The 26,780-nt window shown below is 67.2% G+C and carries 28 protein-coding genes; 13 read left to right on the top strand and 15 right to left on the bottom strand.

Going from position 1 to position 26,780, the window contains the following annotated elements:
* Positions 1–34 precede the first annotated feature (34 nt).
* Complete coding sequence (gene hrpB / locus AB9K35_RS15145; RefSeq protein WP_369927291.1) at positions 35–2,482, bottom strand: ATP-dependent helicase HrpB; 2,448 nt, start codon at positions 2,480–2,482, stop codon at positions 35–37.
* A 172-nt stretch (positions 2,483–2,654) separates the two neighbouring features.
* Between hrpB and meaB the strand changes: the two genes are divergently transcribed.
* The 5 genes from meaB to AB9K35_RS15120 all read left to right on the top strand — a co-directional run bounded on the left by meaB (position 2,655) and on the right by AB9K35_RS15120 (position 5,978).
* Complete coding sequence (meaB, locus tag AB9K35_RS15140; RefSeq protein ID WP_369927289.1) at positions 2,655–3,632, top strand: methylmalonyl Co-A mutase-associated GTPase MeaB; 978 nt, start codon at positions 2,655–2,657, stop codon at positions 3,630–3,632.
* A gap of 6 nt (positions 3,633–3,638) precedes the next feature.
* Positions 3,639–4,442: an alpha/beta hydrolase gene (locus AB9K35_RS15135; protein WP_369927287.1), complete on the top strand. Its 804-nt coding sequence runs from the start codon at positions 3,639–3,641 to the stop codon at positions 4,440–4,442.
* A gap of 149 nt (positions 4,443–4,591) precedes the next feature.
* Complete coding sequence (rpmB, locus tag AB9K35_RS15130) at positions 4,592–4,882, top strand: 50S ribosomal protein L28 (RefSeq protein ID WP_222454078.1); 291 nt, start codon at positions 4,592–4,594, stop codon at positions 4,880–4,882.
* A gap of 160 nt (positions 4,883–5,042) precedes the next feature.
* The gene (locus tag AB9K35_RS15125) at positions 5,043–5,393 is read left to right on the top strand and encodes a hypothetical protein (RefSeq protein ID WP_369927285.1); all 351 of its coding nucleotides are present in this window, start codon (positions 5,043–5,045) and stop codon (positions 5,391–5,393) included.
* A 60-nt stretch (positions 5,394–5,453) separates the two neighbouring features.
* Positions 5,454–5,978: a copper chaperone PCu(A)C gene (locus tag AB9K35_RS15120; protein ID WP_369927283.1), complete on the top strand. Its 525-nt coding sequence runs from the start codon at positions 5,454–5,456 to the stop codon at positions 5,976–5,978.
* Positions 5,979–6,074: 96 nt separating this feature from the next.
* Here the strand turns inward: AB9K35_RS15120 and AB9K35_RS15115 are convergent, their stop codons facing one another.
* Positions 6,075–6,764: an NAD-dependent deacylase gene (locus tag AB9K35_RS15115; RefSeq protein ID WP_369927281.1), complete on the bottom strand. Its 690-nt coding sequence runs from the start codon at positions 6,762–6,764 to the stop codon at positions 6,075–6,077.
* Positions 6,765–6,824: 60 nt separating this feature from the next.
* On the opposite strand from AB9K35_RS15115, the gene AB9K35_RS15110 reads away from it, so the two are divergent.
* Complete coding sequence (locus AB9K35_RS15110; protein ID WP_369927279.1) at positions 6,825–7,277, top strand: low molecular weight protein-tyrosine-phosphatase; 453 nt, start codon at positions 6,825–6,827, stop codon at positions 7,275–7,277.
* A gap of 12 nt (positions 7,278–7,289) precedes the next feature.
* Here the strand turns inward: AB9K35_RS15110 and AB9K35_RS15105 are convergent, their stop codons facing one another.
* From AB9K35_RS15105 to AB9K35_RS15080, 6 genes are all read right to left on the bottom strand, one after another.
* The gene (locus AB9K35_RS15105) at positions 7,290–8,255 is read right to left on the bottom strand and encodes a LysR family transcriptional regulator (RefSeq protein WP_369927278.1); all 966 of its coding nucleotides are present in this window, start codon (positions 8,253–8,255) and stop codon (positions 7,290–7,292) included.
* Positions 8,256–8,436: 181 nt separating this feature from the next.
* Positions 8,437–8,748, bottom strand: coding sequence for a hypothetical protein (locus tag AB9K35_RS15100; protein ID WP_222454073.1), 312 nt, complete (start codon positions 8,746–8,748; stop codon positions 8,437–8,439).
* A gap of 167 nt (positions 8,749–8,915) precedes the next feature.
* Positions 8,916–9,098: a hypothetical protein gene (locus tag AB9K35_RS15095; RefSeq protein WP_222454072.1), complete on the bottom strand. Its 183-nt coding sequence runs from the start codon at positions 9,096–9,098 to the stop codon at positions 8,916–8,918.
* Positions 9,099–9,415: 317 nt separating this feature from the next.
* Positions 9,416–9,658: a hypothetical protein gene (locus AB9K35_RS15090; RefSeq protein WP_222454071.1), complete on the bottom strand. Its 243-nt coding sequence runs from the start codon at positions 9,656–9,658 to the stop codon at positions 9,416–9,418.
* Between the two features lie 295 nt (positions 9,659–9,953).
* Entirely contained in the window at positions 9,954–11,753 is a 1,800-nt protein-coding gene (lepA, locus tag AB9K35_RS15085) for a translation elongation factor 4 (RefSeq protein WP_222454070.1), read from the bottom strand.
* A gap of 190 nt (positions 11,754–11,943) precedes the next feature.
* Entirely contained in the window at positions 11,944–12,081 is a 138-nt protein-coding gene (locus tag AB9K35_RS15080; RefSeq protein WP_369927274.1) for an entericidin A/B family lipoprotein, read from the bottom strand.
* A 250-nt stretch (positions 12,082–12,331) separates the two neighbouring features.
* Between AB9K35_RS15080 and AB9K35_RS15075 the strand changes: the two genes are divergently transcribed.
* The 4 genes from AB9K35_RS15075 to AB9K35_RS15060 all read left to right on the top strand — a co-directional run bounded on the left by AB9K35_RS15075 (position 12,332) and on the right by AB9K35_RS15060 (position 16,543).
* Positions 12,332–12,670, top strand: coding sequence for a TraR/DksA family transcriptional regulator (locus AB9K35_RS15075; RefSeq protein ID WP_369927272.1), 339 nt, complete (start codon positions 12,332–12,334; stop codon positions 12,668–12,670).
* Between the two features lie 331 nt (positions 12,671–13,001).
* Complete coding sequence (locus AB9K35_RS15070; RefSeq protein WP_222454067.1) at positions 13,002–13,655, top strand: protein-L-isoaspartate O-methyltransferase; 654 nt, start codon at positions 13,002–13,004, stop codon at positions 13,653–13,655.
* Between the two features lie 142 nt (positions 13,656–13,797).
* A complete protein-coding gene (locus tag AB9K35_RS15065; RefSeq protein ID WP_369927270.1) occupies positions 13,798–15,204 on the top strand; it encodes a TolC family outer membrane protein in 1,407 nt (468 codons plus the stop codon).
* A 76-nt stretch (positions 15,205–15,280) separates the two neighbouring features.
* Positions 15,281–16,543, top strand: coding sequence for a hypothetical protein (locus AB9K35_RS15060; protein ID WP_369927268.1), 1,263 nt, complete (start codon positions 15,281–15,283; stop codon positions 16,541–16,543).
* Between the two features lie 145 nt (positions 16,544–16,688).
* Here the strand turns inward: AB9K35_RS15060 and AB9K35_RS15055 are convergent, their stop codons facing one another.
* Both AB9K35_RS15055 and AB9K35_RS15050 read right to left on the bottom strand, forming a co-directional pair.
* Positions 16,689–18,143, bottom strand: a complete 1,455-nt coding sequence (locus AB9K35_RS15055) for a cobyric acid synthase (RefSeq protein WP_369927266.1) — start codon at positions 18,141–18,143, stop codon at positions 16,689–16,691.
* A 241-nt stretch (positions 18,144–18,384) separates the two neighbouring features.
* A complete protein-coding gene (locus AB9K35_RS15050) occupies positions 18,385–18,702 on the bottom strand; it encodes a DUF6280 family protein (RefSeq protein ID WP_008556013.1) in 318 nt (105 codons plus the stop codon).
* A 219-nt stretch (positions 18,703–18,921) separates the two neighbouring features.
* Here AB9K35_RS15050 and efp point away from each other — a divergent pair, with 219 nt between their 5' ends.
* On the top strand, positions 18,922–19,485 hold the full coding sequence (gene efp / locus AB9K35_RS15045; RefSeq protein WP_222454063.1) for an elongation factor P: 564 nt from the start codon (positions 18,922–18,924) through the stop codon (positions 19,483–19,485).
* A 165-nt stretch (positions 19,486–19,650) separates the two neighbouring features.
* Here the strand turns inward: efp and AB9K35_RS15040 are convergent, their stop codons facing one another.
* Complete coding sequence (locus tag AB9K35_RS15040) at positions 19,651–20,196, bottom strand: hypothetical protein (protein WP_369927263.1); 546 nt, start codon at positions 20,194–20,196, stop codon at positions 19,651–19,653.
* A gap of 94 nt (positions 20,197–20,290) precedes the next feature.
* Positions 20,291–21,049, bottom strand: a complete 759-nt coding sequence (locus AB9K35_RS15035; protein WP_369927261.1) for a folate-binding protein YgfZ — start codon at positions 21,047–21,049, stop codon at positions 20,291–20,293.
* Between the two features lie 109 nt (positions 21,050–21,158).
* Here AB9K35_RS15035 and AB9K35_RS15030 point away from each other — a divergent pair, with 109 nt between their 5' ends.
* A complete protein-coding gene (locus AB9K35_RS15030) occupies positions 21,159–21,839 on the top strand; it encodes a TIGR04283 family arsenosugar biosynthesis glycosyltransferase (RefSeq protein WP_369927259.1) in 681 nt (226 codons plus the stop codon).
* Positions 21,840–21,905: 66 nt separating this feature from the next.
* Here the strand turns inward: AB9K35_RS15030 and AB9K35_RS15025 are convergent, their stop codons facing one another.
* The gene (locus AB9K35_RS15025; RefSeq protein ID WP_369927257.1) at positions 21,906–23,765 is read right to left on the bottom strand and encodes an ABC transporter ATP-binding protein; all 1,860 of its coding nucleotides are present in this window, start codon (positions 23,763–23,765) and stop codon (positions 21,906–21,908) included.
* A 269-nt stretch (positions 23,766–24,034) separates the two neighbouring features.
* Between AB9K35_RS15025 and AB9K35_RS15020 the strand changes: the two genes are divergently transcribed.
* The gene (locus tag AB9K35_RS15020; protein WP_369927255.1) at positions 24,035–25,243 is read left to right on the top strand and encodes an alanine--glyoxylate aminotransferase family protein; all 1,209 of its coding nucleotides are present in this window, start codon (positions 24,035–24,037) and stop codon (positions 25,241–25,243) included.
* Between the two features lie 108 nt (positions 25,244–25,351).
* On the opposite strand, the gene AB9K35_RS15015 is transcribed toward AB9K35_RS15020, so the two are convergent.
* Together AB9K35_RS15015 and AB9K35_RS15010 are read right to left on the bottom strand one after the other, a co-directional pair.
* A complete protein-coding gene (locus AB9K35_RS15015; protein WP_222454057.1) occupies positions 25,352–25,573 on the bottom strand; it encodes a hypothetical protein in 222 nt (73 codons plus the stop codon).
* A 92-nt stretch (positions 25,574–25,665) separates the two neighbouring features.
* The gene (locus AB9K35_RS15010) at positions 25,666–26,775 is read right to left on the bottom strand and encodes a pyridoxal phosphate-dependent aminotransferase (RefSeq protein ID WP_222454056.1); all 1,110 of its coding nucleotides are present in this window, start codon (positions 26,773–26,775) and stop codon (positions 25,666–25,668) included.
* Positions 26,776–26,780: the final 5 nt, after the last annotated feature.

The following is a 26,780-nucleotide window of genomic DNA, read 5'->3' as shown; positions in this document are numbered from 1 at the left end:
CCGACCCCGGGGCGTCTCGGAGCGTCTCGGGGCGCTAGGTCCGCCGTTTGGCGCGCAGGGTGGGGTCCGCTTGCGTCGGGTCCTCTGGCCAGGGGTGCTTGGGGTACTGCGCGCGCATGTCCTTGCGCACATCGGCATAGGAGCCGGCCCAGAAACCCGGCAGATCACGGGTGATCTGGATCGGGCGACGGGCAGGGGACAGCAGCGTGACCTTCAGCGCAACCCCACCCACCGTGGGGTGCCGGGTGACGCCGAACAGCTCCTGCAGGCGCAGGGAGACCTCTGGCACCTCGCCGGCATAATCGATCGGCACCTTGTGGCCCAGCGGGGTGATGAAACTGCCCGGTGCCTCGCGGTCCAAAAGCTGCGTCTGCTCCCAGCTGAGCGCGGTGCGCAGCGCGGGCAGCACATCGAACCGTTTCCAGTCCTCCGCGGATTTCACCCCGCCGAGCATCGGCAGCAGCCAGTCGTCCAGCGTTTCGGTCAGTCCGGGGATCGAGAAATCCGGCAGGTCATGGCCATCTGCGCGCAGCAGCTCCACCCGGGCCGCCAGCCGCGCCGCGGCGCCCGTCAGCCGCAGGCCAAGGTCGCGCACCCCGTCCAGCATGGCCTTTGCCACGGCTTCAGGGGGCACATCCTTCCAGATCCGGTCGTCCAGCACGAGGGCGCCCAGCCGCTCCTGCTGGCGGGCCACCACCCTGCGCTCGCGTTTCGACCACTCGCAGACATCGACCCAGCTGATCTGGTCGGCAAACAGCGCCCGTATTTCCGACAGCGTGATCTGCGCCGCCATGCGGATCCGGGCCTCGCGCGGGTTGCCGTCGGTGTCCAGCGCCACGAGGAAGGGCGCCGCCGCCAGCGTGTCGCCGCCGTCCAGCACCGCGCCCTTGCCACCCGACAGCACATAGCGCGGGGTGTCGCCCTTGCGCCGCTGGCCGATGCGATCGGGATAGGCGAGGGCGGCCATCGCGGCCGGTGACAACCCGGCTTCCGAGCGTCCGGCCTGCGGGCGCAGTCGCCGCGCCTCGGCCTTGATCCGTTCCACCACCGCCCGGTTCAGCTGATAGGGATGGCGGCTTTCAAACCCCTTGGGGTCCTTCAGCGCCTTCAGCCGCAGCAGCAGATCCGAGGGTGCGCCGCGCAAGGGATCGCGTTCTCCCAGCAGGGCGGCCAGCGGTGCCGCATCCGGCCCGGCCTGCAGCAGCATATGCCCCAGCCGCGGATGCAGCGGCAGCGCTGCCAGCGCCTTGCCGTGCTTGGTGATGCGCCCCTGCGCATCCAGCGCGCCCAGCATTGCCAGCAGCGTCTGCGCCTCCGCCAGCGCCCCTGCAGGCGGCGGCGTGAGGAACATCAGATCGTCGGGCGCCGCTCCCCACAGCGCCAGCTCCAGCGCCAGCGCGGTCAGGTCGGCGCTCTCGATCTCGGCAGGCGGGAAACCCAGCAGCGCGCCTTCCTCGCCCTTGGTCCACAGCCGGTAGCAGATGCCCTCCGCCACCCGGCCCGCGCGGCCCTGGCGCTGGGTCGCCTCGGCGCGGGTCACCTTTTCGGTCACCAGCCGCGACATGCCGGAGCCCGGATCGAACCGCGCCCGGCGCGCCTGGCCCATGTCCACCACCACCCGGATGTCCTGAATGGTCAGCGAGGTTTCGGCGATCGAGGTCGCCAGCACCACCTTGCGGCCATTCGTTTCGGGCTGGATCGCGGCGCGCTGCTCGGCAAAGGGCAGGGCGCCGAACAGCGGCCGGATGTGGCAATGACCCGGCAGCCGCTTGGCCAGCGCCCCCGCGGCGCGGCGGATCTCGCCCTCGCCGGGCAGGAACACCAGAATGCCGCCGCCGGTGGATTTGGTGTCGCGCTCGGCCTGCACCACCAGGTCCACCAGCGCATCCACGCGCCTCGCTTGCGCGGGCAGCGGGCGCTCCAGCCAGCGGGTCTCTACCGGGTAGCTGCGCCCCTCGGAGGTCACCATGGGGGCGTCCATCAGCGCCGCCACCGGGCCTGCGTCCAGCGTGGCCGACATCGCCACTAGGATCAGGTCGTCACGCAGCGCCCCGGCCACCTCAAGGCACAGCGCCAGACCCAGATCCGCGTTCAGCGAGCGTTCGTGGAATTCGTCAAAGATCACCGCGCCGACGCCGGGCAGGTCTGGGTCCGATTGCAGCATCCGTGTCAGGATGCCCTCGGTCACCACCTCGATGCGGGTGGATTTCGACACCTTGGCATCGCCGCGCACCCGGTAGCCGACGGTCTCGCCCGGCTTCTCGCCCAGCGTCTCAGCCATCCGTTCGGCGGCGGCGCGGGCGGCCAGCCGACGCGGCTCCAGCATCACGATGCGGCCCTGCGTCAGCCCGGCCTCCAGCATCGCCAGCGGCACGCGGGTGGTCTTGCCCGCGCCGGGCGGCGCCTGCAGCACGGCACGGCCACGCACGCGCAGCGCGTCCAGCAATTCGGGAAGGGCGTCTTCGATCGGCAATCTGGTCATGTCCGCCTTATCGCCAAAGCGGCGAGGGAGGTCTAGCGCATGCGACGGTAAAGTTCTTGCGGACAAGACACGGAGGGCATCTCCCGTCCGCGGGCGGAACAGGCCCCGCAACCACTGGACATTGCCGCCCCCCATGCGCCAAGGTCCGCGGCAAGACGACAGGAAGGCCCAGATGGACATCGAACAGCTGACACCCAAGATCCTGGCGGGCGACCGCCGCGCCCTGGCCCGTGCCATCACCCTGGTGGAAAGCGGCCGCGAAGACCACCGCGCGCAGGCAGGCGCGCTGCTGTCCGCACTGGCCGAGCACAAACGCCAGGCGCTGCGCATCGGCCTGTCGGGCACGCCCGGCGTGGGCAAATCCACTTTCATCGAAAGCTTCGGCATGATGCTGATCGGCATGGGGCTGCGGGTGGCGGTGCTGGCGGTTGATCCCAGTTCGACCCGGTCCGGCGGCTCGATCCTCGGTGACAAGACCCGGATGGAGCGGCTCAGCCGCGAGAAGAACGCCTTCATCCGCCCGTCCCCCAGCCAAAGCCACCTCGGCGGCGTCGCCCGCCGCTCGCGCGAGGCGGTGGCCCTGTGCGAGGCGGCAGGCTTTGACGTGGTGCTGATTGAAACCGTCGGGGTGGGCCAGTCGGAAACCGTGGTGGCGGAGATGTCCGACCTGTTCGTGCTGCTGTTGGCGCCCGCAGGCGGCGACGAGCTGCAGGGCGTGAAGCGCGGCATCATGGAGATGGCCGACCTGATCCTGGTGAACAAGGCCGACGGCGCGCTGAAACCGGTCGCCAGCCGCACCTGCGCCGATTACGCCGGTGCGCTGCGGCTCCTGCGCAAACGCCCGCAGGACCCCGAGGGCTTTCCCAAGGCGCTCATGGTTTCTGCGGTCGAGGAGCATGGGCTGGATCAGGCCTGGACCGAGATGCAGGCGCTGATCGACTGGCGGCGCGAGAACGGTCACTGGCAGAAACGGCGCGAGGCGCAGGCCTGCTACTGGTTCGACCAGGAGGTGCGCCAGGCGCTGCTGGCCCGGCTGCACACCCCTGAGGCGCAGGCGGCAATGGCGGATCTGTCCGGGCAGGTGGCCACGGGCGCGCTGACCCCGGCGGCGGCGGCGCAGCAGATGTTGCAGCAGCACCTGCAGGGCTGAGCGCGCATGCAGGAAACCCGCGTCTTTGACGGCGAACATCTGCGCGCCTCGCTGTTCAACCCGGGCAGCAAACGCCTGTTCGTCACCTTCCGCCAACGCGTCGCCGTGGCCGGGGAGTTCGAAGACCGCGGCCCGGTCCGCAACATGACGCGGCACGGCTACGCCCATCTGCACATCCAGCCCCGGCACAACGACTGGTACATCAACGCCGAGACCAAACCGCTGTCGCGCAGTCTCAGGGCCCTGACCAGGGGGTTCGAGGACGTCTCGGCGATGGGGTTTTCCATGGGCGGCTACGGCGCGCTGCGGTTCTCCAAGGCGCTGCACCTCAAGCGGCTGATCGCGGTGTCGCCACAGTTCACCATTGCTCCCGGCGCGGTTCCCAACGACCGCCGCCGCAAGGAGGCCGCGGGCTTTGACGCCGAGCTGGGCGATCTCGTGCGCTTTGGCCGTCACGGGGTGCAGGGGGTGGTGCTGTTCGACCCCTTCCGCAAGATGGACCTCAGCCATGCGCTGTTCATCCAGGCGGTGTTTTCCGACCTGAAGCTGTGCCGCCTGTCCTGCGCAGGCCACCCCGCCAGCCAGGTCATTCGCGAGGGGGGCAGCTTCTGGGATCTGCAAACGCTCCTGCGCGAGGGGCCGCTGACGCCCGCCCGCGTGCTGGCAATGCACCGCAGCCGCCGTCGCCACTCGCCCAGCTACTGGCAGAAGCTTGCCCGCATCGCCCGGCAGCACGGCAGGCCGCAGCTGGCGGCGGCGGCGGATGCCGCGCTGAAGCGTCTTGCACAGGCAGCGGAAACCGGGGCATAAGCCGGGCAAGAAAGCTGAGTTGAATCACTTGACGCTGTTGCCGGTTGAGCGTATGAGCAGCGGACCAGTTTTCGGGCGCAGCCAATGGCCGCGCCCCTTGTGATTTGGCCCGGAGCTGCTCCGGGCTTACAGAAACGAAGGATGATGATATGTCGCGCCGTTGCGAACTGACCGGAAAAGGCCCGATGACTGGCAACAATGTCAGCCACGCCAACAACAAAACCAAACGCCGCTTTCTGCCCAACCTGAACGACGTGACCCTGCAGTCCGAAGTTCTGGGCCGTGGCATCAAGCTGCGCATCTCCGCAGCTGCTCTGCGCTCCGTCGATCACCGCGGTGGTCTGGACGCCTTCCTGGCCAAAGCCAAGGACGAAGAGCTGTCGGCAAACGCGCTGAAAGTGAAAAAAGAGATCGCCAAGGCACAGGCCGCCGCGGCCTGATCACTGGCGCTGATCCCGCGCGGATCACGGAATTGCAGCACCGCGCGAAGGGCAGCCTTCGCGCGGTGTTTGCGTTGCTGCGGCCTGCGGCGGTTTTGCGCGGCGCCTGTCGCCTGCGCCCCCTTGCGGGCGGGGTATTGCGCGGGCATATCATGCCGCGATGACACCCGTATTGCGCAGATATCTCGGCCTGTTCCTGGCCCTGGCCGTCGCCCTGACGGCCCACAGCGCGGCCGCGGCCCAAGGCGGCCGCGATGCCACCGGAACGATGGTGATCTGCACCGGCATGGGGGCGGTGGTCGTCTACACCGATGCCGAGGGCCAGCCGGTTCCGGCACCGCATTACTGCCCCGACTGCGTGACACATGTGCTGGATGCGGTGGTGCCACCCTCGGCGCTGCCGGTGCCCGGCAGCTATGCTGCGGCAGGCGTGGCGATGGACGCCCCGGTTCTGCAGGGCGCGGCCCCGCGGCTGCACGCCAGTGCCCGCGCGCCGCCCGCGGCGGGCTGAGGCTGCGGCCGCTTTCCCACTGATACCATTGCCAAATTCCGACCTATGAGGAGACATGCCATGTCCCTGAAATCCGTACTTTTTGCGGCCTCCGCTGCCGCTGCTCTGGCCACCTCTGCGCTGGCTGACCACGCTGCCAAGATCATGGTGCACGACCAATACGCGCGGGTGTCCTCGCCCGTGGCCAAGGCCGGTGCAGCCTTTCTGGAAATCACCAACCACGCGGCGCAGGATGACCGCCTGATTGCCGTGCGCTCCGACGTGGCGGCGCGGGTCGAGCTGCACACCCACAAGGAAAGCGGTGACGGCGTGATGAAGATGATGCACGTCGAGGAAGGCTTTGCCGTGCCCGCGGGCGCCACCCATCGGCTGCAGCGCGGAGGCGACCACGTGATGTTCATGGGGCTGACCCGCGCGCTGAACCACGGCGATGTGGTCAAGCTGACGCTGGTGTTCGAACAGGCCGGCGAGATCGAGATCGAGGTGCCCGTCGACCTGGAGCGAATGCCCGATGCCCACAATCACGGGGACGGCCATGATCACGGCCATGACAAGGGTCACGACCACTCCGGCCAGTCCAACTGATCCACGGGGGGCAGGGCGGGCGCGGCGTCAGGCTGCGCTGCAGCCCTCCTTCGCGCCCAAAGCCCGCCCTTGCGGCGGGCTTTTTGCCGCCTGGCGCTAGGCGAGCAGCTCCGCCACCCAGGCAGGCACGGTCTCGCTGGCGGGACCATAGCGGCGCTCGGCAAAGCGCGAGGTCGTGGCAGAGGGGGCGAGGTTCAGCTCCACCGTATGTGCGCCCGCCGCCTGTACCTCGTCCACGAAGGCGGCCGCCGGGTAGACCTCGCCCGAGGTGCCGACGGCGGCAAACAGATCCGCCTCCGCCAGATGCGCGTAAATCTCCTCCATGTGGTAGGGCATCTCGCCGAACCAGACCACGTCAGGGCGGCCCGTTGGGGCGCGACAGGCGGGGCAGGGCTGGCCGGGGTGCATCTGCGCCGGTGCCACCCAGCGATGATCGCAAGCGGCGCAGAGCGCGCCTGCCAGCGTGCCGTGCATATGCAGAACCGGGTCAGCGCCGCCCGCCTCGTGCAGGGCATCGACATTCTGGGTGATCAGCACCACCTCGCCGGGATGCTCCGCCTGCAGCCGCGCCAGCGCGCGGTGCGCCGGATTGGGCTCCGCCGCCGCTGCCTGGGCGCGGCGCGCATTGTAGAAACCATGCACCAGCGCCGGGTCGCGGGCAAACCCCTCGGGTGTCGCGACGTCCTCGATCCTGTGCTGCGCCCAGAGGCCCCCCTCGTCGCGAAACGTTCCCAGCCCGCTTTCGGCCGAAATCCCCGCACCAGTCAGGATCACGATCTTCTGCATGCTCTTTTCCATTGCGCCTGAACCCCTTATCACTGCTCCCATCCACAGGAGATCCGCCCCATGCCTACCCGTATTCTGTTTGTCTGCCTAGGAAACATCTGCCGCTCCCCGGCGGCCGAAGGCGTGTTTCGCGCGCTTTGTCCCGAGGTCCAAACCGACAGCGCGGGCACCTCGGACTGGCACGTGGGGGAGCCGCCCTATGGACCGATGCAGGCGGCGGCGCGGGCGCGCGGGCTGGACATCAGCGATCTGCGGGCGCGGCAGGTGACCCCGGCGGATTTCGACGCTTTCGATCTGCTCATCGCGATGGATCAGGGCAACATCGACAAGATCGAGGCCCTGCGCCCCAGGGGGAACCAGACGTCCTTGCGTCTGTTTACCGATTACGCGCCGCAGAGCGGTATGGACCACGTGCCGGACCCCTATTACACGCGCGACTTCGATGGGTGCCTCGACCTGATCGAGGCTGCGGCCAAGGGGCTGCAAGAGGCGATTGGCACGGCGCGGCGCTAGGGGCAGGGCGCCTCAGGCGCTGATGGTCCGAAACCCGCTGGCAAGAAACGGCAGCTGCTGGACCGCCGGATCGATCATCTGGCTCTGCACCAGCCGACGCACCGTCTCGGCGACGTCACGGGGCACCCGGTCCGACCAATCGGCGGCGGTAAAGAGGGAGATGGTGCGGGACATCTCGCCAAAGGGCAATGGCAGCGCGTCGATCTGGTCGTGGAAGCGACCGGCGCGCATGTAGCCCAGCGGGGTCGTGATCGCCCAGCCGATGCGCCGCGCCACCATCGCCATCAGCGCCAGGTGGGAGCCCACCTCGAACCGGTTTTCGAAGGTCAGCGCCTGACGCGCCAACAGCGCCTCGATCTGCTGTGAGATCAGCTGCTCGCGCGCGTAGCGCAGCAGCGGCAGACCGTCCAGCTGGGCGGCGGCGTCAGCGCTCCCCCGTACCACGCCGCGCGGCACCACCAGGATGAAGGGATCGCGCACCAGCGGATATTCCACCATGCCTTCGTGCAGGTTGCCCGAGGTCGCAGCAATGGCGATGTGCAGATCGCGCGCTTCCAGCGCCCGCACGATGTCATGGCTGGAGGCCGTGATCATCTTCAGCCTGCACCCGGTCAGGCTGTCGGCCAGGATGGTGGCCAGCCGCGGTGTCAGATCATTGTCGAAATCGTCGATCAGCCCGATCGACAGCGCCTGCAGGTGGCTGAGATCCATCACCGTCAGCTCGCTCTGGGCCAGCCGCAGTTCGGCCAGCACCGCCTCGGTTCGGGTCAGGAAGCTGCGACCGGCGGCCGTCAGCACCATCGGGCGGCGGCCATGGTCGATCAGCTCGCTATCCAGCGCCTTTTCCAGATTGCGCATCTGCTGGCTGACCGCAGGCTGGCTCAGGCCCGTCAACTCGGCCGCCTGTGCCACCGAACCGGTCTTGGCCAGTGCTTCGAACACCTCCAGCCCGCGCAGGGTCACGCCCTTCATCAACATGCAAACACTCCAAATCGCTTGGACCCGTTTGTTCCGCGTTGCAGCATGCCGGTCAAGAGGGCGGGCGTTGACGTGCAAAATGTCGCAAAGCCGCCGGGTGCGGTGTCGGCTGCCGTGCAGGCAGCCTTCAGCCCGCGTCGCCAGCGGTCATGCCGGGCGGTCTGGGGAGGTGATCGCAGGCTCAGCCGCAGCTGCGGGCGGCGTTTTCACCAAAGGCCTTGTAGCGCAGCCACAGCCGCTCGTCGCTGCGACGGTCGGACTGGCGCACCACCTGCGCCCGGTGCGGGTCGGCGAAAAATTTGGCGACGGTGCGTTGCTCGCTGCGGGTCAGGCTCTGGTCGGCGACCTGCTGAATGCAGCGGCACAGCCGCGGCGAGGCGGCGGTCCGGTCGGATTGGCGACAGGCGCGTTCAATCGTGCCAGCCTGCGATTCTACGGGCATCAGCCCGGCCAGAAATGCAGCGCAAGCTGCGGCGGTCAGGAAGTGTTTCATCTGCTCGTGCCCTGTTCATGCGGCGCGGGCTTGCTGCCCGCAATTGCACCGCAGTATGCCGCAAGCGCGGCTTCGTTTCAATCACGGTGACCTGGGGTGAGAGAGGGGCGGCAAGCCTCCGCCACAGCGCGGCCCGCCACCCCGGACGTTACGGTTCCTGGTTGGCCTCAGGCCTGATTTGGCCCGCGCATCGCGCGCACGGCCTGGCGCACGGCTTTCCAGTCTTTGGCTTCGCTATCGCGCCCGGCTTCGGCGCATTGGCGCATCTTCTGTGCGGCCTCGGCCTCGGCCTTGTCGCCATGCGCCGAGTAGAGCGCACGGGCGTATTCACTGGCTTTGATTGCGTCCATTCCGGTTGTCCTCCTGTGCTTGGTTCGTCACCCGCAAGGGGCCGCGTGAGCCGCGGAATGTGGGCAGTATAGCGGATTTTTCCGGAAATTGCAGCGGCTGGCGCTGCATCGGCGGGATCGGGCCGGGGCCGCGTTGAGCCTGTGGGCGGGCGGCCCTGCCGCCGGGCGCACAAAAGTCAAGGGCGGCAGCGCGATGCGCGCCGCCGCGACAGGCGATAAAAGCAGCGCCTGAACCGCTCAACGCCGGAGCCGCAGAGCGGAGATGAAACGCCCGGTTTGCCGCCGGGCGTTTTTGAAGGCGTGATGCCTGAAGGCGCCTATTCGAGTCCCAGCAGCCCCTTGGCTTCGGCCAGGGTTGCGACCGAGGCATCATGATCGCCGCTGTCATGCAGGCTCTGCCCCTCGTCGCGCAGGTCCTGGACCTTTGCCAGGTCTTCCTCCGACAGCTCTGTCCCGGCGGCCAGCGCGGCGTCGATGGCGGCAATGTCGGCGGGGCACTGCCCGGCCAGAAGCGGCGACGCCAAAAGGGTGATCGCGGCGGCCAAAGTCAGGTGTTTCATGGTGTTATCCTCCCCAGATGAACGGCGGAAGGATAGCACGGAACGGCTGCGTTTTCAGCAGCGGAGTGGTGGCCTGGCTGCGGATGGGCGGAGAGTGGCGCATGGGGGTACTAAAGCCCAGAGGAGCAGGCGAAACGCCGGACGTGCGCGCGGGGCGCGCGCCGGTCTGTGAAGGTGGAAGGGGTGGGGCGGCAGCAATAGCAGAAAACAGAAAACGGAGCCGAAGCCCCGTTTTGCAAGCGTTTTTATCGGCGTAGCGTTGCAGAACTATGCCGTCCCGCGAAAACGGACAGTCTCAGTTGTCCATTTTGAGGGCGGAAATGAACGCCTCCTGCGGGATGTCCACCTTGCCGAACTGGCGCATCTTCTTCTTGCCCGCCTTCTGCTTGTCCAGCAGCTTCCGCTTCCGGGTGGCGTCGCCGCCGTAGCATTTGGCGGTCACGTCCTTGCGCAGCGCCGAGAGGGTCTCGCGGGCGATCACCTTGCCGCCGATGGCAGCCTGGATCGGGATCTTGAACATGTGGCGCGGGATCAGGTCCTTCAGCTTCTCGCACATCGCCCGGCCACGCATTTCGGCGCGGTCGCGGTGGACCATGGTCGACAGCGCGTCCACCGGCTCGTCGTTCACCAGGATCGACATCTTCACCAGGTTGTCCTGGCGGTAGCCGGTCATCTGGTAGTCAAAGGAGGCATAGCCCTTGGTCACCGATTTCAGCCGGTCGTAGAAGTCGAACACCACCTCGTTCAGCGGCAGGTCATAGACCGCCATGGCGCGGCTGCCGGCATAGGTCAGGTCTTCCTGGATGCCGCGACGGTCCTGGCACAGCTTCAGCACGTCGCCCAGGTATTCGTCCGGCACCATGATGGTCGCCTTGATGCGCGGCTCCTCCATGTGGTCGACCTTGGACATGTCGGGCATGTCGGCAGGGTTGTGCAGCTCGATCATCTCGCCGTCTTTCATGTAGACGTGATAAATCACGCTCGGCGCGGTGGTGATCAGCTCGATGTTGTATTCGCGCTCGATCCGGTCGCGGATCACCTCGAGGTGCAAGAGGCCGAGGAAGCCGCAGCGGAAGCCGAAGCCAAGCGCGGCCGAGGTTTCCATCTCGAAGCTGAAGGACGCGTCGTTCAGCGCCAGCTTGTCGATGGCGTCGCGCAGGTCCTCGAACTCGGCGGAATCGACCGGGAACAGACCGCAGAACACCACCGGCTGGGCCGGTTTGAAGCCCGGCAGGGCCTTTTCGCAGCCGTTTCGGTCGTTGGTGATGGTATCGCCGACGCGGGTGTCGCGCACCTGCTTGATCGAGGCGGTGAGGAAGCCGATTTCGCCGGGCCCGAGCTCGTCCACCACCTGCATGGCGGGGCGGAACACGCCGATGCGGTCGACGTGGTGCAGGGTGTTGTTCGACATGAACTTCACCCGCATGCCCTTTTTCAGCACGCCGTCCATGATGCGGACCAGAACGATCACGCCCAGGTAGGCGTCGTACCAGCTGTCCACCAGCATTGCTTTCAGCGGCGCGTCGCGCTCGCCCTTGGGGGCGGGCAGCTGCGTGACGATGGCTTCCAGCGTCTCGCGGATGCCCTGGCCGGTCTTGGCCGAAACCTGGATCGCGCCCGATGCGTCGATGCCGATCACATCCTCGATCTGCTCCGCCACCCGGTCGCAGTCGCTGGCGGGAAGGTCGATCTTGTTCAGCACCGGCACGATCTCGTGATCCGCTTCGATCGCCTGATAGACATTCGCCAATGTCTGCGCTTCGACCCCTTGCGTCGAGTCGACCACCAGGAGCGAGCCTTCGACCGCGCGCATCGAGCGGGAGACCTCATAGGCAAAGTCGACGTGGCCGGGGGTGTCGATCAGGTTCAACACATAGGTTTCACCGTCATTCGCGACATAATCGATGCGCACGGTGTTGGCCTTGATGGTGATCCCGCGCTCGCGCTCGATATCCATCGAGTCGAGCAGCTGCTCCTTCATGTCACGGTCCTGCACCGTGCCGGTCTCCTGGATGAGCCGGTCGGCGAGGGTGGATTTCCCGTGGTCGATATGGGCCACGATGGAGAAATTACGGATTTTGGCGAGATCAGTCATGCTCAGGCATATGATTTGGATTCGGGGTTTGGTCAAGCCGCCACGTGTGCCGCGCGGCATAATACGCGCGCGGGCGTGCGCGTGCTTCCGCTCGGACGGTGGTCGAGCGGTGGTCGGGCGGTGGGGCGCGCCGGGGGCGCAAGGCTGGCTCGCGGGTGTCGGCGGTGCCCTGTCGGCGCGCCGCCCGGGCTTACATGGTGTTCTGTACGTCCTGCGCCGCGCCGCTGATCGCTTGCCCGGCTTTCTGGATGTCGCGCCCGGCGCCCTTGGCGGTTTCGCAGGCGGACAGCCCCCAGACGGCCAGCCCTATCACAATAATTCGGAACATTTCCCTCGCCCCTTGGTTTGGAGTGTAATGGATTGATAATCTGACAGAGTTTTTAACAAGCACCCCCTCTTCAGGCCAGCGGTTTCGGCGCATGCTAAAAACCGCCGCCACTTGCCGTGGCCAGAGGGGAAACTTGTGCAACCTCTGGATGAGTGCTATCCTGTAAATGCAATATAGGCTTGGGTCGGCGCTGCCGGTGCCAGGTCGGCCCCGGCCTGACCGGCGGCAAGGGAAGGCGGAGGTTGAGCCTATGGATTTTACTGCGAGGAAACAAACGCTTGGGGCGCAGAGCGCGCGGCTGTCCGGGGCCGTGTCCGGTGCCGTGACCGAGAGTGCCCGCAGTCAGCCGGACGCATCGCATTCGCGGCAGGGGCTGGCCATGGCCTCGGCCTGGCCGGATCCGGTCGCGGTGGCGGGACCTGCCGCGACCGGCGCGGTCCGAGCGGAGGACCTGCGGCAGGTCGAAGCGGCGCGGGCGCGGCTGCGTGAAGGCTCCGACGGCTTCTGCCAGATTTGCGGCGACGAAATCGGCGCGGATCTTCTGGATCAAAGCCCGCACACGCCGTTCTGCAAATCCTGCGCCCCCTAGCGCCCCGCGGGCAGCCCCTGCGTGGGGAAGACGTCAGGGCAGGCCCTCTCGCCGTCGGTCGCATGGGGCGGCGAGGAGGGGGCGTGACGTGCTGCCGGTCTGGCCCGCGGTGCCGCAGGTATTGATGTGGCATCCGGCATCCCTTCTGCGCGACAGGACCTGTGGCTCGCAGAGGGTCTGACCGGGCCCGGAAGCGAGTGCTCCACCATCATCGGCAGTTGCCTCATGGCAGCACTGCACGACTTTAATTGCGCGCGCCAACGCCACCGTTGCCGTGCCGGGCGGGATATGTCACAACCGGCCTGACCGACTGAACACATGAGTTTAGCAGATGCCAGATTTCACTGAGCGCCGCCGCATGATGGTGGATACCCAGATCCGACCGTCGGATGTCACCAAATACCCGATCATCGCCGCCATGCTGGACGTTCCCCGCGAGCAGTTCGTGCCCGATTCCCAGGTCGAGGCCGCCTACGCCGATCAGAACGTGCCGCTTGGCGGCGGTCGCGTCCTGCTGGAGCCGCGCACGCTGGCCAAGATGCTGGATGCGGTGGACCTGCAGAACGACGAGCTGGTGCTCGATGTTGCCTGTGGGCTAGGCTACTCCACCGCGGTTGCCGCTCGCATCGCCCAGATGGTGATCGGCGTCGAGGAAGACGAGGACCTCGCGGCGGACGCGCAAACGCTGCTCTCGGATGCGGGGGCCGACAATGCCATCGTGCACACCGGGCCGCTGGCCGAAGGCGCGGCGGAACATGGCCCCTATGACGTTATCCTCGTGCAGGGCGGCGTCGAGGACCTGCCGCCCGCGCTGCTCGACCAGCTCAAGGACGGCGGCCGGATCGCGGCGCTGCTGGTGCGCGGCGCGCTGGGAGAAGTGAAGATCGGATACAAATCCGGCGACCAGATTTCCTGGCGGTTTGAATTCAACGCAAATGCTCCGGTCCTGCCGGGGTTTGCGGCGGCGCGGGAATTCGCGCTCTAGACCATCCCCGGATGGTCGCCACGGTTCTTGGGGGTGGCCGTGTGCCAAGATGGATGAGCCGGGCGCCGGATCGTTGTCGGCGGCCGCTGCTCAAGAGGTAAATCACCGCGACTGGCGGCGCGGCAAACGAGCAAGGCAACCTATGCGAATGAAGTTTTCTGCGAGTGTATTCAAGGCTTTTGTGTTTGCCGGCGGGGTCGCCGCCACGGCGCTGATGCCGCTGAAGGCCGCGGCCGACAACCTGTCCGATGCGTTGATTGGCGCCTACAAGACCAGTGGCCTGCTGGAGCAGAACCGGGCCCTGCTGCGGGCCGCCGACGAGGATGTGGCGATTGCGGTGTCGCGGCTGCGACCGGTGATCGAATGGACCGTCTCCGCCACCAACAGCTACAGCGAATTCCGCCAGGACCGGACACAGAATACCCTGTCCACCGGGCTGCAACTGACCCAGCTTCTCTATGATGGTGGGGCCAGCCGCCTGAACAAGCTGGCGGCACAGGAAACGGTTCTGGCCACCCGCCAGGCCCTGCTCAGCGTTGAGCAATCGGTGCTGCTGCGCGCGGTTCAGGCCTATGTCGACGTGCTGCAGGCACAAGAGAATGTCCGGTTGCGCCGCAACAACCTGCGCCTGCTGGGCGAGGAGCTGAAGGCCGCGCGCGACCGTTTCGACGTCGGCGAGGTCACCCGCACGGATGTGGCGCTTGCAGAAAGCCGGGTTGCCGGTGCGCGCGCCAATCTCACCAATGCCGAAGGCGTGTTGCTGACCGCCAAGGCGACCTACAGGGAAGTCGTGGGCCGCGACCCCGGCGTGATCGCAGGGCAGCCGCCGTTGCCGCGCACCGTCGCCTCCTTGCAGAGCGCGCAGGCGGTCGCCATTCGCAACCACCCGGACCTGCTGTCCCAGCAGCATGTGGTCAAGGCCCGCGATTACCAGGTGGCCGCCGCCACCGCCGACATGGGGCCGCGGGTCAGCCTGCAGGCGCAGGTCGGCGTCAGCGATGACACCCATGGCAGCAACAGTTCCGGCAATAGCTCCAGCATCGGTGTCACCCTCGGGCAGGAGCTCTACGCGGGCGGGCGCAACTCGGCCGTGCGGCGGCGTGCGATTGCCAATGCGGATGCGCAGCGCGGCCTGCTCATCAACACGCAGCGGGTGGTCCAGCAAAGCGTCAGCGCCGCCTATTACAATGTCGAGACAGCCCGCGTCAGCCTGATCTCCTCGGCCGAGCGCGTGCGCGCCTCCAAGGTCGCCTTTGATGGTATCCGCGAGGAAGCGACGCTGGGCGCACGGACCACTCTGGACGTGTTGCAGGCCGAGCAGGATTACCTCGATGCGCAGACCGAGCAGGTCAATGCCCGGGCCAACCAGGCCATCGCCGCCTATCAGCTGTTGCAGGCGCAGGGGTTGCTGACCGCGGAACACCTCGGCCTCGCGGTCGAGGTCTACGATCCCACGCTCTATTACAACCTGGTCAAGGACGCCCCCGTTCCGTTGAGCAAGCGCGGCAAGGATCTGGACCGGGTGCTCAAGGCCTTGGGGCGTAACTGACAATTCATCCTATCTGTTGTGTGGAACAGGGAAGGTCGCTACACTCTACCGTAAGAGGCAAGAGTGGTTATCAAAAATGTCCGACCCAGTTACCCACGCCGAGATTGAAGATGTTCTGTCCTCGATCCGCCGTCTGGTGAGCGAAGATACCCGCAGTGATGAGGCTGCGCCGCATCCCGCGGCGCGGCTTGTCCTGACACCAGCCCTGCGGGTGCAGGACGGCCCTGCGACGAGTGAGGATCATCAGGATCAGGACGGCGCCGCGCCTGCGGCTGCCCCGGTCGCCTCGGCGGCCCAATCCGCCGCAGATACCGCTTCCGCAACACTTGCGGAGATCCCGGACCCGGACATATCCGCCCCGGCGCCGGAAGACTTCGCTGCCGAGCCGCCACTGGCCTTCCATCACCGACGTCTCTATCCCGATCAGACCGCCACGGATCAGGCCGCCGCGAGCGAGGATGTCGCCGCTGCCCAACGCGTGGAGGCTGACGCCGCTTCCGTCTCCCAGGCCGACGCCGCCGAGACGGGTGACGGGCAAGCGCCCTGGGGCCGTCCGGGTGCCACCTTGTTTGCCGCTGCTGCGGATGCCGCCGAGCACGAGGAGGCCCCCGAAGGCGAGGGGATCGCGGCAGAGCCGTGTGCGGCCAATCCGTCCCAAGTTTCCGAATTCAACGGCACACATGCGGTTGCCGAACAGCCCGCGGCTGCCGATCCTGCGCCAGAGGCCGCAACCGCCGAAGCGCCCGAGAGTGCTGCCCGGTCCGAGGGCGCTGCCCAGACCGAATCCGTGGCCCATCGTGCCGCCTCCGTCGTGCGCAAGATCGCCGAGATGGAGGCGCGCAGTCAGGGCCAGGCGGCCGGTGCGCCCGAACCGGTCTGGGAACCCGACAGCAAGACCGAGGGGCCCTTTGCCTCGATCGGGCCGGATGTGATCGTGTGGCGCGACGAGCCTGTGCGTGAGAACCCCCTGTCGTCCGTTGCGCCGCAGTCGGCGGAACTGGCCGCAGCGGTGCAGCCCGCCAAGGCGGCGGAGCAACCGGCGCAACCCGCGGCATCGGCCGAGGCGCGCGAGGAAGCACCGGTAACGCAGAGCGCCGAGAGCGATGAGGTCGAGGCCCTGACCGCATCTGCGGCGACCGAGGCTGCGATGGATGCGCTGGCCGCCGAAGCAGAGGCCAACGGTGAGGCCTACCTTGACGAGGACGGCCTGCGGGAACTGGTCGCCAGCATCGTGCGAGAGGAGCTGCAGGGCGCATTGGGTGAGCGGATCACCCGCAATGTGCGCAAGCTGGTGCGCCGCGAAATCCATCGCGCTCTGGCCGCGCACGACCTGCTCTGATCCGCGAGTTGCCCAATGTGCGGGGCAGGGGAATTCGGTGCAGTCTCAGGGCGGTTCCAGCCCTGGCGCCATCACCGGACCTCCCCTGATTGCGCGCGCGCAGCAGAGGTGCGAGGCAGGCGGGGCAGGGGTGCTCAGCCTGGCCTCAGCGCACCACCGGCTGCGCCAGGGTGAGCAGCTGATCCAGATCCATGTACCGCTCCAGGTGGTCGGCAAGCGCATCCAGCGTTGCCTCGACACCATCGTCATATCCCGGCTGGCTGGCGTATCCCAAGCTCTCCAGAATACTGGCGCGGAACCGGTCTGACGAGAACAGCCCGTGCAGGTAGGAGCCTTTCACCCGCCCATCGGCAGAGGCAGCGCCTTCAGGGCGTTCCCCGATCGTCAGCCAGGCGCGCGCGCAATCCGGGCCTTCGGTGCGGCCCATGTGGATCTCATAGCCGCTGACCGGCAGCCCGCTGTCACGGGTCAACGCCTCGGTCAGCGTGACCCGCTTGTCGTTGGCCATCACGGTGTGAACATCCAGCAGGCCCAGCCCCTCGACCTTTCCCGGGCGGCCGTCGACCCCTTCGGGATCGTCGATCGTCTTGCCCAGCATCTGGTAGCCGCCGCACAGGCCCAGCACATGGCCGCCGCGGCGGTAATGGGCCAGGATGTCGATGTCCCAGCCCTGGCGGCGCAGGTAGCCAAGGTCGCCGATGGTCGACTTGCTGCCGGGCAGGATGATCAGGTCGGCGTCGCCGGGCAGGGCGCGACCCGGCGGCACGATCTCGACCGTGACCGCGGGCTCGGCGGCCAGCGGGTCGAGATCGTCGAAATTCGCCATCCGCTCCAGCTGTGGCACCACGACCTTGCAGGCACCGCCCCGATGCGAGGCAATATCCATCATGTCCTCAGCGGGCAGCTTCCAGGCATCCCAGAACCAGGGCACCACCCCCAGGCAGGGCCAGCCGGTGCGCGCGGCAATGTCGTCGCGGCCGCCGTCAAACAGGCTGAGGTCACCACGGAAGCGGTTGACCAGGAAGCCGACAACGCGCTCCAGGTCCTGCGGTTCCAGCACCGCATGGGTGCCGACGATCTGCGCGATCACCCCGCCGCGGTGAATGTCGCCGGCAATCACCACCGGCACCTCCGCGGCGCAGGCAAAGCCCATGTTGGCAATGTCGGTCTTGCGCAGGTTCGTTTCCGCCGGGGAGCCCGCGCCCTCGATCAGCACCAGGTCGGCGTCTGCCGCCAGCCGGTGGTAGCTTTCCAGCGCCGCCTCCAGCAGGCCGGACTTGTCACGCAGGAACGACCCGGCGCCCTGGGTGCCGCGGCGCTTGCCCTGCACGATCACCTGCGCGCCGGTGTCGGTTTCCGGCTTCAGCAACACCGGGTTCATGTCGGTATGCGGCGCGCGTCTGGCCGCCCGCGCCTGCAGCGCCTGGGCGCGACCGATCTCGCCGCCCTCGGGCGTCACGGCGGCATTGTTGGACATGTTCTGCGGCTTGAACGGTGCCACCCGCAACCCACGCCGCACATAGGCCCGCGCCAGTCCGGCCACCAGCAGGGATTTCCCGACATTGCTGCCGGTGCCCTGGATCATGATTGAACGCGCCATCCGCTGCTCCCTGGTTGCGCCTGTTGTTGCCGCCATGGATAGCAGTTTAGCCGCCGCCGTCCATGGGGCGTGCGCCGGAACCGCCGTGGTTTGGCCCCGGCACGACCTGTTGCCGTCTGGTCAGATTGTCACGGGGGGCACAGAAGCGCGCGGCCGGAGGAGGGGGGCGCGCAAAAGAAAACACGCCCCATCTCTGGGGCGCGTTTTTCATCTGATAGATCTATCAGACAGGCAGGGGCCGTCAGGCGGCTTCTGCTTGGGCGGCGTTGCGACGCTCGCTTTCCTCGCGCGACAGCGCGACCGAGGTCCGCACCCCACGACCGACAAAGTCCATCAGACCTTCCACAACCCGCTCGTTCGGGTCGATACCGGCGCAGGACAGCACTTCGCGACCGTCGCGCGAGCGCGCCCAGCGGGCGATCTGTTCGGGGCCATTACCATATTTCTTGTCGTCGGCGATGGCATCATCCAGTGCGGCCAGGACAACAGCGGCAAAGAGTTTGCGGGCGCGGTTGCCTTGCTCGTTATTGTAAGCGGTGCCGTCTACGAAATCTCGCATCTCGTATCCCTTGTTGTTCTTGCTATTGCAATTTTCGGCGTAGCGCTGCTTATGGCGGAATTGTGACGATTCGGATAGAGCGCAGATGCATAGCATTCATGCAATTTGCGCATAGCTTTTTCATCCTTTCTACACACCATATCCTTGTCTTGCCAGCGATCAGCCTGCCAGATATAGGGTCTTACAAATTATCATCAACCATCTGAAAGGCATTTTCCCATGCCCAAGATCAACGGCAATGAAATCCGTCCTGGTAACGTCCTGGAACATAATGGCGGTTTGTGGGCAGCGGTGAAGGTCGATCACGTCAAGCCCGGCAAGGGCGGCGCCTTTGCCCAGGTCGAAATGCGCAACCTGCGCAACGGCTCCAAGCTGAACGAGCGCTTCCGCTCCGCCGACAAGGTCGAGCGCGTGCGCCTCGAGCAGAAAGACCAGCAGTTCCTCTATGAGACCGACGGCATGCTGGTGTTCATGGACACCGAAACCTACGAGCAGATCGAGCTACCCGCGGATCTTCTGGGCGAGCGTCGCCCGTTCCTGCAGGATGGCATGACCATCGTGGTGGAATTCTACGAATCCGAAGCGCTGAACGCGACCCTGCCGCAGAAGGTGACCTGCAAGGTTGTCGAGACCGAGCCGGTCGTCAAAGGCCAGACCGCAGCGAACTCCTTCAAGCCCGCGATTCTGGACAACGGCGTCAAGGTCATGGTGCCGCCCTTCGTCGGGCAGGACGAGATGATCGTCGTCAACACCGAGACCATGGAATATTCCGAACGCGCCTGATCCAGGACGACCCGGAAAACAGAAAGCCGCCCTCCCTCGGGGCGGCTTTTTTGATGGTGGACCTTTTGGGCTGTGGACCTCTTTGGCCGTGGACTGGCAGCCGACATCCTTCAGACCGGTCTTGCGGGCATCAGCTCGGAGAGCTCTTGCGCAGACCCCGCCGGATCACCTTGGCGGCAGCGCGAGGTCAAAGCCGCAGGCGTCCATCATCTTGCCGTAGGCGGCGGTAAAGCCGCTGAGAGACGCCTCGTATAGCATGTCGTTGCCCGCCCAGATCTCCACCCAGCGGCCCTGCTTCATTGCCTGCAACATCGGCAGATGGTCCTGCGGGCGCAGCTGGGTTTCGGCGGTGGCGATCCCTTCGGAGTCAAAGCCGGCGGAGGCGGTGGCGGTGATGGCAAAGCCGCGATCGAAGTCGAACAGGAAATCGACCGGCTGGTTCTGCTGCATCGCGGTTCCGTAGCCGCGCGGCGCGCGTTCGATCACCTGGGCCATGGGATAGCTGTAGGGCGGGCCGACATCGCCGGAGTAGACCGACAGCGCCAGCACCGGATCGCCGTCGCCGCCGGTACTGGCGCGGCAGGTGAGGTGGCGGTCCTCGGTCGTTTCATGCACGGTGACGGAAACGCGCCAGTCCTTGTGGCTCCAGTCTGTGGCGAGGGCAGGGCAGGCGGGTATCGCGGTCAGCGCGACGGCGGTGATCAGGCGCATGGGAAGTCCTTTGGGTGTACAGCACTCGCCTGCACCCTACGGCGCGCGCGTGAACCGCTGGTGAACACGGCCAGCCATGCGCGTAGATCGCGCGTCAGCCCTTGTCGTCGGCCTCCGCCTCTGGGTGCCAGGTGACGCGCGCCTCACCGGCCTGCATGTCGCCGGTGGCCCGATCAAGACGGAGATAGGCGATGCCGCGACCGCCGGACTGGGTGTAGAGCGTGCCGACGCTCTTGCCGTTCGCGGTGATCTCGGTGCCCACCGGGGCAGTGCCTGCGACCTCCACGACCCTCAGCCCCTTGCGCAGGGTGGTCTTGTGCTTCATGCGGGCGGTGACCTCCTGGCCGACATAGCACCCCTTGCGGAAATCGACGCCGCCGAGGCGCTCGAACCCGGCTTCCAGGATGTAGGTGTCGGGCCCCAGTTCAATGCCGCTTTCGGGGATGCAGTGGGCCACCCGGATGGCGTCCCAGTCGCTGCCGTCATCGCCGCCTTCGGGGCCATACAGCCGCCAGCCCATGTCCGGGTGGCGGGGGTCGGCCAGCGCGCCTTCCGGTGCCGGGCCGGTGCCGCGCCGCACCTGCAGCTCGGTCATCTCCACCTGCACATCGGCGCGCAGCCGATACATGGTCAGGCGTTTCATCAGCCCCTCGGCCAGGCTGGCCTCCACGTCCAGCAGGACGGACTCGCCGTCCTCGGCGAGGAAGAAATCCGCGAGGTATTTGCCCTGTGGGGTCAGCAATGCGGTATAGACCAGGCCGTCCTTCAGACGGTCCACGTTGCTGGTGACCAGCCCTTGCAGGAAGCTGCGTGTGTCAGCGCCGCTCAGGCGCAGAATGCGACGGTTGCTCATGCTTGTGTCTCCGCTGGAACCGGTCCGTTGGCCGGGGCGTTTAACTTTGCCGCACAGTGATATAGGAAGTGCGGCGGAAGAAAACCGCAAAACCACACAGGAGGCGTTCATGCCCGCGCCGGTCAGCATCGTGATCCCCACCCTGAACGCGGGGGCAGAGCTGCCCGCCTGCCTCGAGCACCTGATGGAGGGGCTGAGCGCCGGGCTGATCTGCGAGTTGATCATCTCCGATGGCGGTTCGCAGGATGAAACCCGCGCCATTGCCCAGGCTGCCGGGGCCGAATGGATCAGCGGTACGCCGTCGCGCGGCGGTCAGCTGCGCCGGGCCTGCGCCGTGGCACGCGGCGAGTGGCTGTTGGTGCTGCACGCCGACACCCGGCTGGCGCCGGGCTGGGCCGACGCGGTGGCGCAGCATCTGGAGACGGGGCAGGGGCTGCCCGCCTATTTCCGCCTGCGCTTCCGTGCGTCCGGGGTGATGCCTGCGCTGGTGGCGGGCTGGGCCAACCTGCGCTCGCGCCTGTTCGGCCTGCCCTATGGCGACCAGGGGCTGCTGATCCGCCGCGATACCTATGTGGCCGCGGGCGGCTACCCCGACCAGCCGTTGATGGAGGACGTGGCGCTGGCGCGCCGCCTCAAGGGTCTGACCGCCTTGCCTTCGGCGGCGCTGACCAGTGCCGTGCGCTACCAGCGGGCCGGATGGCTGCGGCGCGGCGGGCGCAACCTGTGGACGCTGGCGCGGTATTTCCTCGGCGCCACGCCCGAGCGTCTGGCAAAGTCCTACAGCAAATAACCCGTTCCGCGCGCCCCTCCCGCGGGAAGGGTGCGGCCCGCAACCGGCCCGATGCACTGCCGGGCGTCAGCCGAACAGCTTGCGGGCAAACCGGCGGAACCAGCGCTCGCGCGAACCGCTGCGGCCTTTGGTCAGATGCTCGGTCTGCGCCGTGATGGCGGTGGTGTCGACCACGGCCTTGCCGTCCTGGAACTGCAGCCGGTAGAGGTCGGCATAAATGCCGCCGCGCGCCAGCAATTCCTCGTGGCTGCCCTGGTCCACCACCCGGCCGCGGTCCATCACCACGATCTTGTCGGCGTTGCGGATGGTCGACAGCCGATGCGCGATCACCAGCGTGGTGCGCCCGCCCGCCAGCTTGTCCAGCGCCGCCTGCACCACCTTCTCCGACTGCGCGTCCAGCGCCGAGGTCGCCTCATCCAGCAGCAGGATCGGCGTGTTGCGCAACAGGGCCCGGGCAATCACCACCCGCTGCCGCTGACCGCCCGACAGGGCTGAACCGCGCGGTCCCACCCGTGTCTCCAGCCCATGTTCCAGCTTGGGCAGGAAGTCCGCCACATGCGAGGCTTCGAGCGCCGCCTGCAACTCCTCGTCACTGACGTCGGTGCGGCCCAGAACGATGTTTTCACGCAGGGTCTCGTCGAACAGCATCGCGTCCTGCGTAACCACCGAGAACAGGCTCCGCAGATCAGCGGTGCTCAGCTCGTTCACCTGGACGCCGCCGACGGTGACGGAGCCGACCTGCGGGTCCACCATCCGGGTCAGCAGGTTGAAAATGGTCGATTTTCCCGCCCCGGAGGCACCGACCAGCGCGGTGGTCTTGCCCGCCTCCGCTTCCAGCGAGAGGTCGCGCAGGATCCGGGCGTCGCCATAGCTGAGGTCCACCCCCTGCAGCCGGATGTCGGGCAGCCCCTCGGGGGCCGGTTTGGGGTGTTCGGGCTCCTGCAACAGGATCGGTGCGTCGAGCAGCTCCTTGATGCGCTCCAGCGCCGCGGCCGCATTCTGCCAGACACCGGAGATATTCGCCAGCCGCCGCATCGGCTCGAAGGACAGGCCGATCGAGGTGAAGAAGCTCATGAACTGGCCGACGGTCTTTTCGCCTTCGATGATCTCGTTGCCGCCATACAGCAGCACCGCCATGAAGCCGACGCCGGCCATGATGTCGGTCATCCCGGAGATCGAGGAGGTGCCGAAAGCCGCCTTCACCTCGGATTTGACAAACTCATCGGTGCGTTCGGTGAAGCGCCCCACCTGGTAGTCTTCCAGCCGGTTCAGCTTTACCGGCACGATGCCGTGGAAGATCTCGTCCAGCCGCGTCGCCAGATCCGCCCCCAGATCCCGCGCTTTCGATGCCTTCTTGCGCACGTAGCGCTGGATCGTGGCGATCGGCAGCAGCAGCACCGGCACCCCGATCAGCAGGATCAGGGTCCAGCGCCAGTCGATGCTGAACGCCACGCCCAGCACCGCCACCAGCGCGACCAGATCGCGGCCCGCGCCGGTGATCACCGCCTGCCAGACCGCACCGATGGCGCCGACGTCGCTTTGCACCCGCTGCAGGAGCAGCCCCGGCGGGTGCTGCTGGTGAAACGCCGGATCCTGTCGGATCAGCCGCGCCAGCATGTCCTTGCGCAGATGCGCGGCGGAGGTCTGCGAGACCTTGCTCAGCAGCACCTTCTGGGTGACGCTGGACACCCCGCGCAGGGTGAAGATCGCCAGGAACGCCAGGCTGACCCAGACCAGCGCGTCGGAATTGCCATCGACGAAGACAAGGTCGAACATCGGCTGCATCATGTATCCCAGCGCGCCCATTGTCGCGCCCTCGATCAACATGAAGACCACCGCGATGCCCAAAAGACCGATGTAATGGCGCAGATAGCCGCGCCACAGCCAGCCGAACAGCTCGCGCGAGGATTTATGCGGCTTGCTCATCGCGTCAGGGTCCGTCGCAGGGGCAAGGTCCGGCGGTTCGTTGGGGTCATCTCGGGCCTCTTCTGATGGTGTTCGTCCCGGCGGGGGTTGCGCCATTTAAGCAGCTGAGGGCCGTGGTGCAAGCCATTGGCCCCAAAGGCCGCGTCGGCGCAGGGGCGTGGCGCGGCGTCATCCTCGGCGATTGACCCCGCGATCCGGATGACTACTCTGGCGGGCAAAATCACCTGCGGCCCGGCTGCCCGCCCGCCGCAGCACAGGGAGCAGCAGCCATGAAGTCATCCGTCAACCTGTCGGCCGGGCGATCCTACCTGGCCATTCCCGGCCCCTCGGTGGTGCCGGACCAGGTCCTGCAGGCGATGCACCGGGCCTCGCCCAACATCTACGCGGGTGAGCTGGTCGAGATGACCGAAACCCTGATCCCCGATCTGCGCCGGGTGGCCCGCACCCGGCACCATGTGGCGATTTACATCGCCAACGGCCACGGCGCCTGGGAAGCGGCACTGCACAACACCCTGCAGCCGGGCGACCGGGTGCTGGTGCCCGCCTCCGGGCGCTTTGCCATCGGCTGGTCGGAAATGGCCGAGGCGCTGGGGCTGGAGGTGGAGATCCTCGACTTCGGCACCACCGCGCCCTGGGACCTCGCCCGCATCGCCGAGGTGCTGGAGGCCGACCGGGAGCACCGCATCAAGGCGGTTCTGGGGGTGCATGTGGACACCTCCAGCTCGATCCGCAACGACGTGGCGGCGCTGCGCCGCCTGCTGGACGCGGCGGGCCACCCGGCGCTGCTGATGGCCGACTGCATCGCCTCATTGGGGTGCGACAGGTTCGAGATGGACGAGTGGGGTGTCGATGTGATGGTCGCGGCCTGCCAGAAAGGGCTGATGGTGCCCGCGGGGATGAGCTTCGTGTTCTTCAACGACCGCGCCGCCGCGGCCCGTGCCGCGCTGCCGCGCATCAGCCGCTACTGGGACTGGAGCCCGCGCTCCAACCCGGAGATGTTCTACCAGTTCTTCGGGGGCACCGCGCCCACTCATCACCTTTACGGCTTGCGCGCCGCGCTGGACCTGATTCATGCCGAAGGGGTGGAAAACGTCTGGGCCCGCCACGCCCACCTGGCCCGCGCTATCTGGGCCGCCTGCGAGGCCTGGGGCGAGGATGGTCCGCTGCGGATGAACGTGCCGGATCCGGGCTTGCGCTCGAACGCGGTGACCGCGCTGCATATGGCGGCCCCAAATGGCACCCGTCTGCGCACCTGGCTGGAGCAGAACCTGGGGCTGACGCTGGGCATCGGCCTCGGCATGGCGCCACCGGACAGCCCCGAGTGGCACGGCTTCTTCCGGCTTGGCCACATGGGCCATGTCAACGGGCATATGATCATGGGGTTGCTGGGCGGCATCGACGTCGGCCTGAAGGCGCTGGACATCCCCCACGGCCAGAACGCCTTGGCGCGCGCGGCCGCGGTGCTCGCGGCAAGCTGAGGCTCACGCTGAAGCACCCGGCTCGCAAGGGCGCGCCGCGGGGCGGGTAGGGGCGCCCGTATCAGGTACTCGTGTCAGGCACCGTATCAGGCCCCGGTCAGGCAGCAGTCAGGCGTTATGCCCCTTTTGCCCCCGTTGCCCCTTGTGCCCGTTCAGGCGGATTTCCAGCCTGGTGATGAGGTGGTTGATCAGCACTGCCAGCACCAGCACGGGCACCAGCCCGTACAGCACCCACAGCACGAAGAAGATCCACATCAGGTTGATGCCGGCAAAGGTAATGGTCGCAGCAAACATGTCCGGAATGCCGTCCGGCAGGTCAGGGTCACGCATGACAGTTCTCCCGGTGATACCCTGACAAGGGTAGCCCGAAAGCGGGGAAAGTCCGGTAAAAGATCGCGTGAGCACCGGCGACTGGGCAGGTTTCAGCCGCCCCGCGCGACCGCCAGCGCGGCAGGCAGCGCCTCGGCAAAGGCGGCCATCTCGGCCTCCGGTCCGCAGCTGACACGGATGCAGCGGTTTTGCGGCTCCGCCAGCGGCATCCGCACAAAGACCCCGCGGTCCACCAGCGCCTCCAGCACCCGCTTGGCAAAGGCCCCGTCGGCGCCGCAGTCGATGGCAACGAAATTGGTTGCGGATGGCAGCGCCGTCAGCCCGTTCGCGGCGGCAATCTCGCCGAGGCGGCGTCGCGCGCCGTCGATCTGCGCCACCACATGCGCCAGCCACGCGCGGTCCTGCACCGCCGCCAGCGCCCCGGCCTGCGCGGCGCGGTTCATGCCGAAATGGTTGCGCACCTTGTGGAAGGCGGCGATCAGGTCCGGGTGCCCCAGCGCATAGCCGACCCGCGCCCCCGCCATCGCATAGGCCTTGGAGAAGGTCCGCATGCGGATCACCCGCGCGTCATCCGCGCGGATCGGCGCCGCGGTGCCCTCAGGCGCGCATTCCACATAGGCCTCGTCCAGCAGCAGCAGGCAGCCCTCGGGTAGTCCGTCCAGCGCGGCGGCAATATCGGCGCCGCGGTGCCAGCTGCCCATCGGATTGTCGGGGTTGGCCAGGTAGACGATCTTGGCATCCACTTCGGCAGCGCGGGCAAACAGCGCCGCGATGTCCTCGTGGTCCTCGCGGTAGGGCACCTTGTGCAGCACGCCGCCAAACCCCGCCACATGGTAGTTGAAGGTGGGATAGGCGCCCTCAGACGTCACCACCGCATCGCCCGGCGCCACCAGAAGCCGCACCAGGTAGCCCAGCAGCCCGTCGATGCCTTCGCCGACCACGATGTTCTCCATCGCCACGCCATGCTCGGCGGCCAGCGCGCGGCGCAGGTCGTGGTTCTCGGCGTCACCGTATTTCCAGATCTCGGCCGCGGCCTGCGCCATCGCCTCCACCGCGCGGGGCGAGGGGCCAAAGATGTTCTCATTCGCGCCCAGCCGGGCGGCAAACGGCGTGCCGCGCGTGCGTTCCTGGGTTTCAGGGCCGACAAAGGGCACGGTGGCGGGCAGCGATTGCACAAGCGGGGTGTAACGGGGTCCAGTCATGGCGG

Origin of the sequence: Leisingera sp. XS_AS12, assembly GCF_041224635.1 — a bacterium.
Classification (GTDB): Bacteria; Pseudomonadota; Alphaproteobacteria; order Rhodobacterales; family Rhodobacteraceae; genus Leisingera.
The sequence above is the reverse complement of the archived record's forward strand: the minus strand, read 5'-3'. Positions and strand labels throughout refer to the sequence as shown.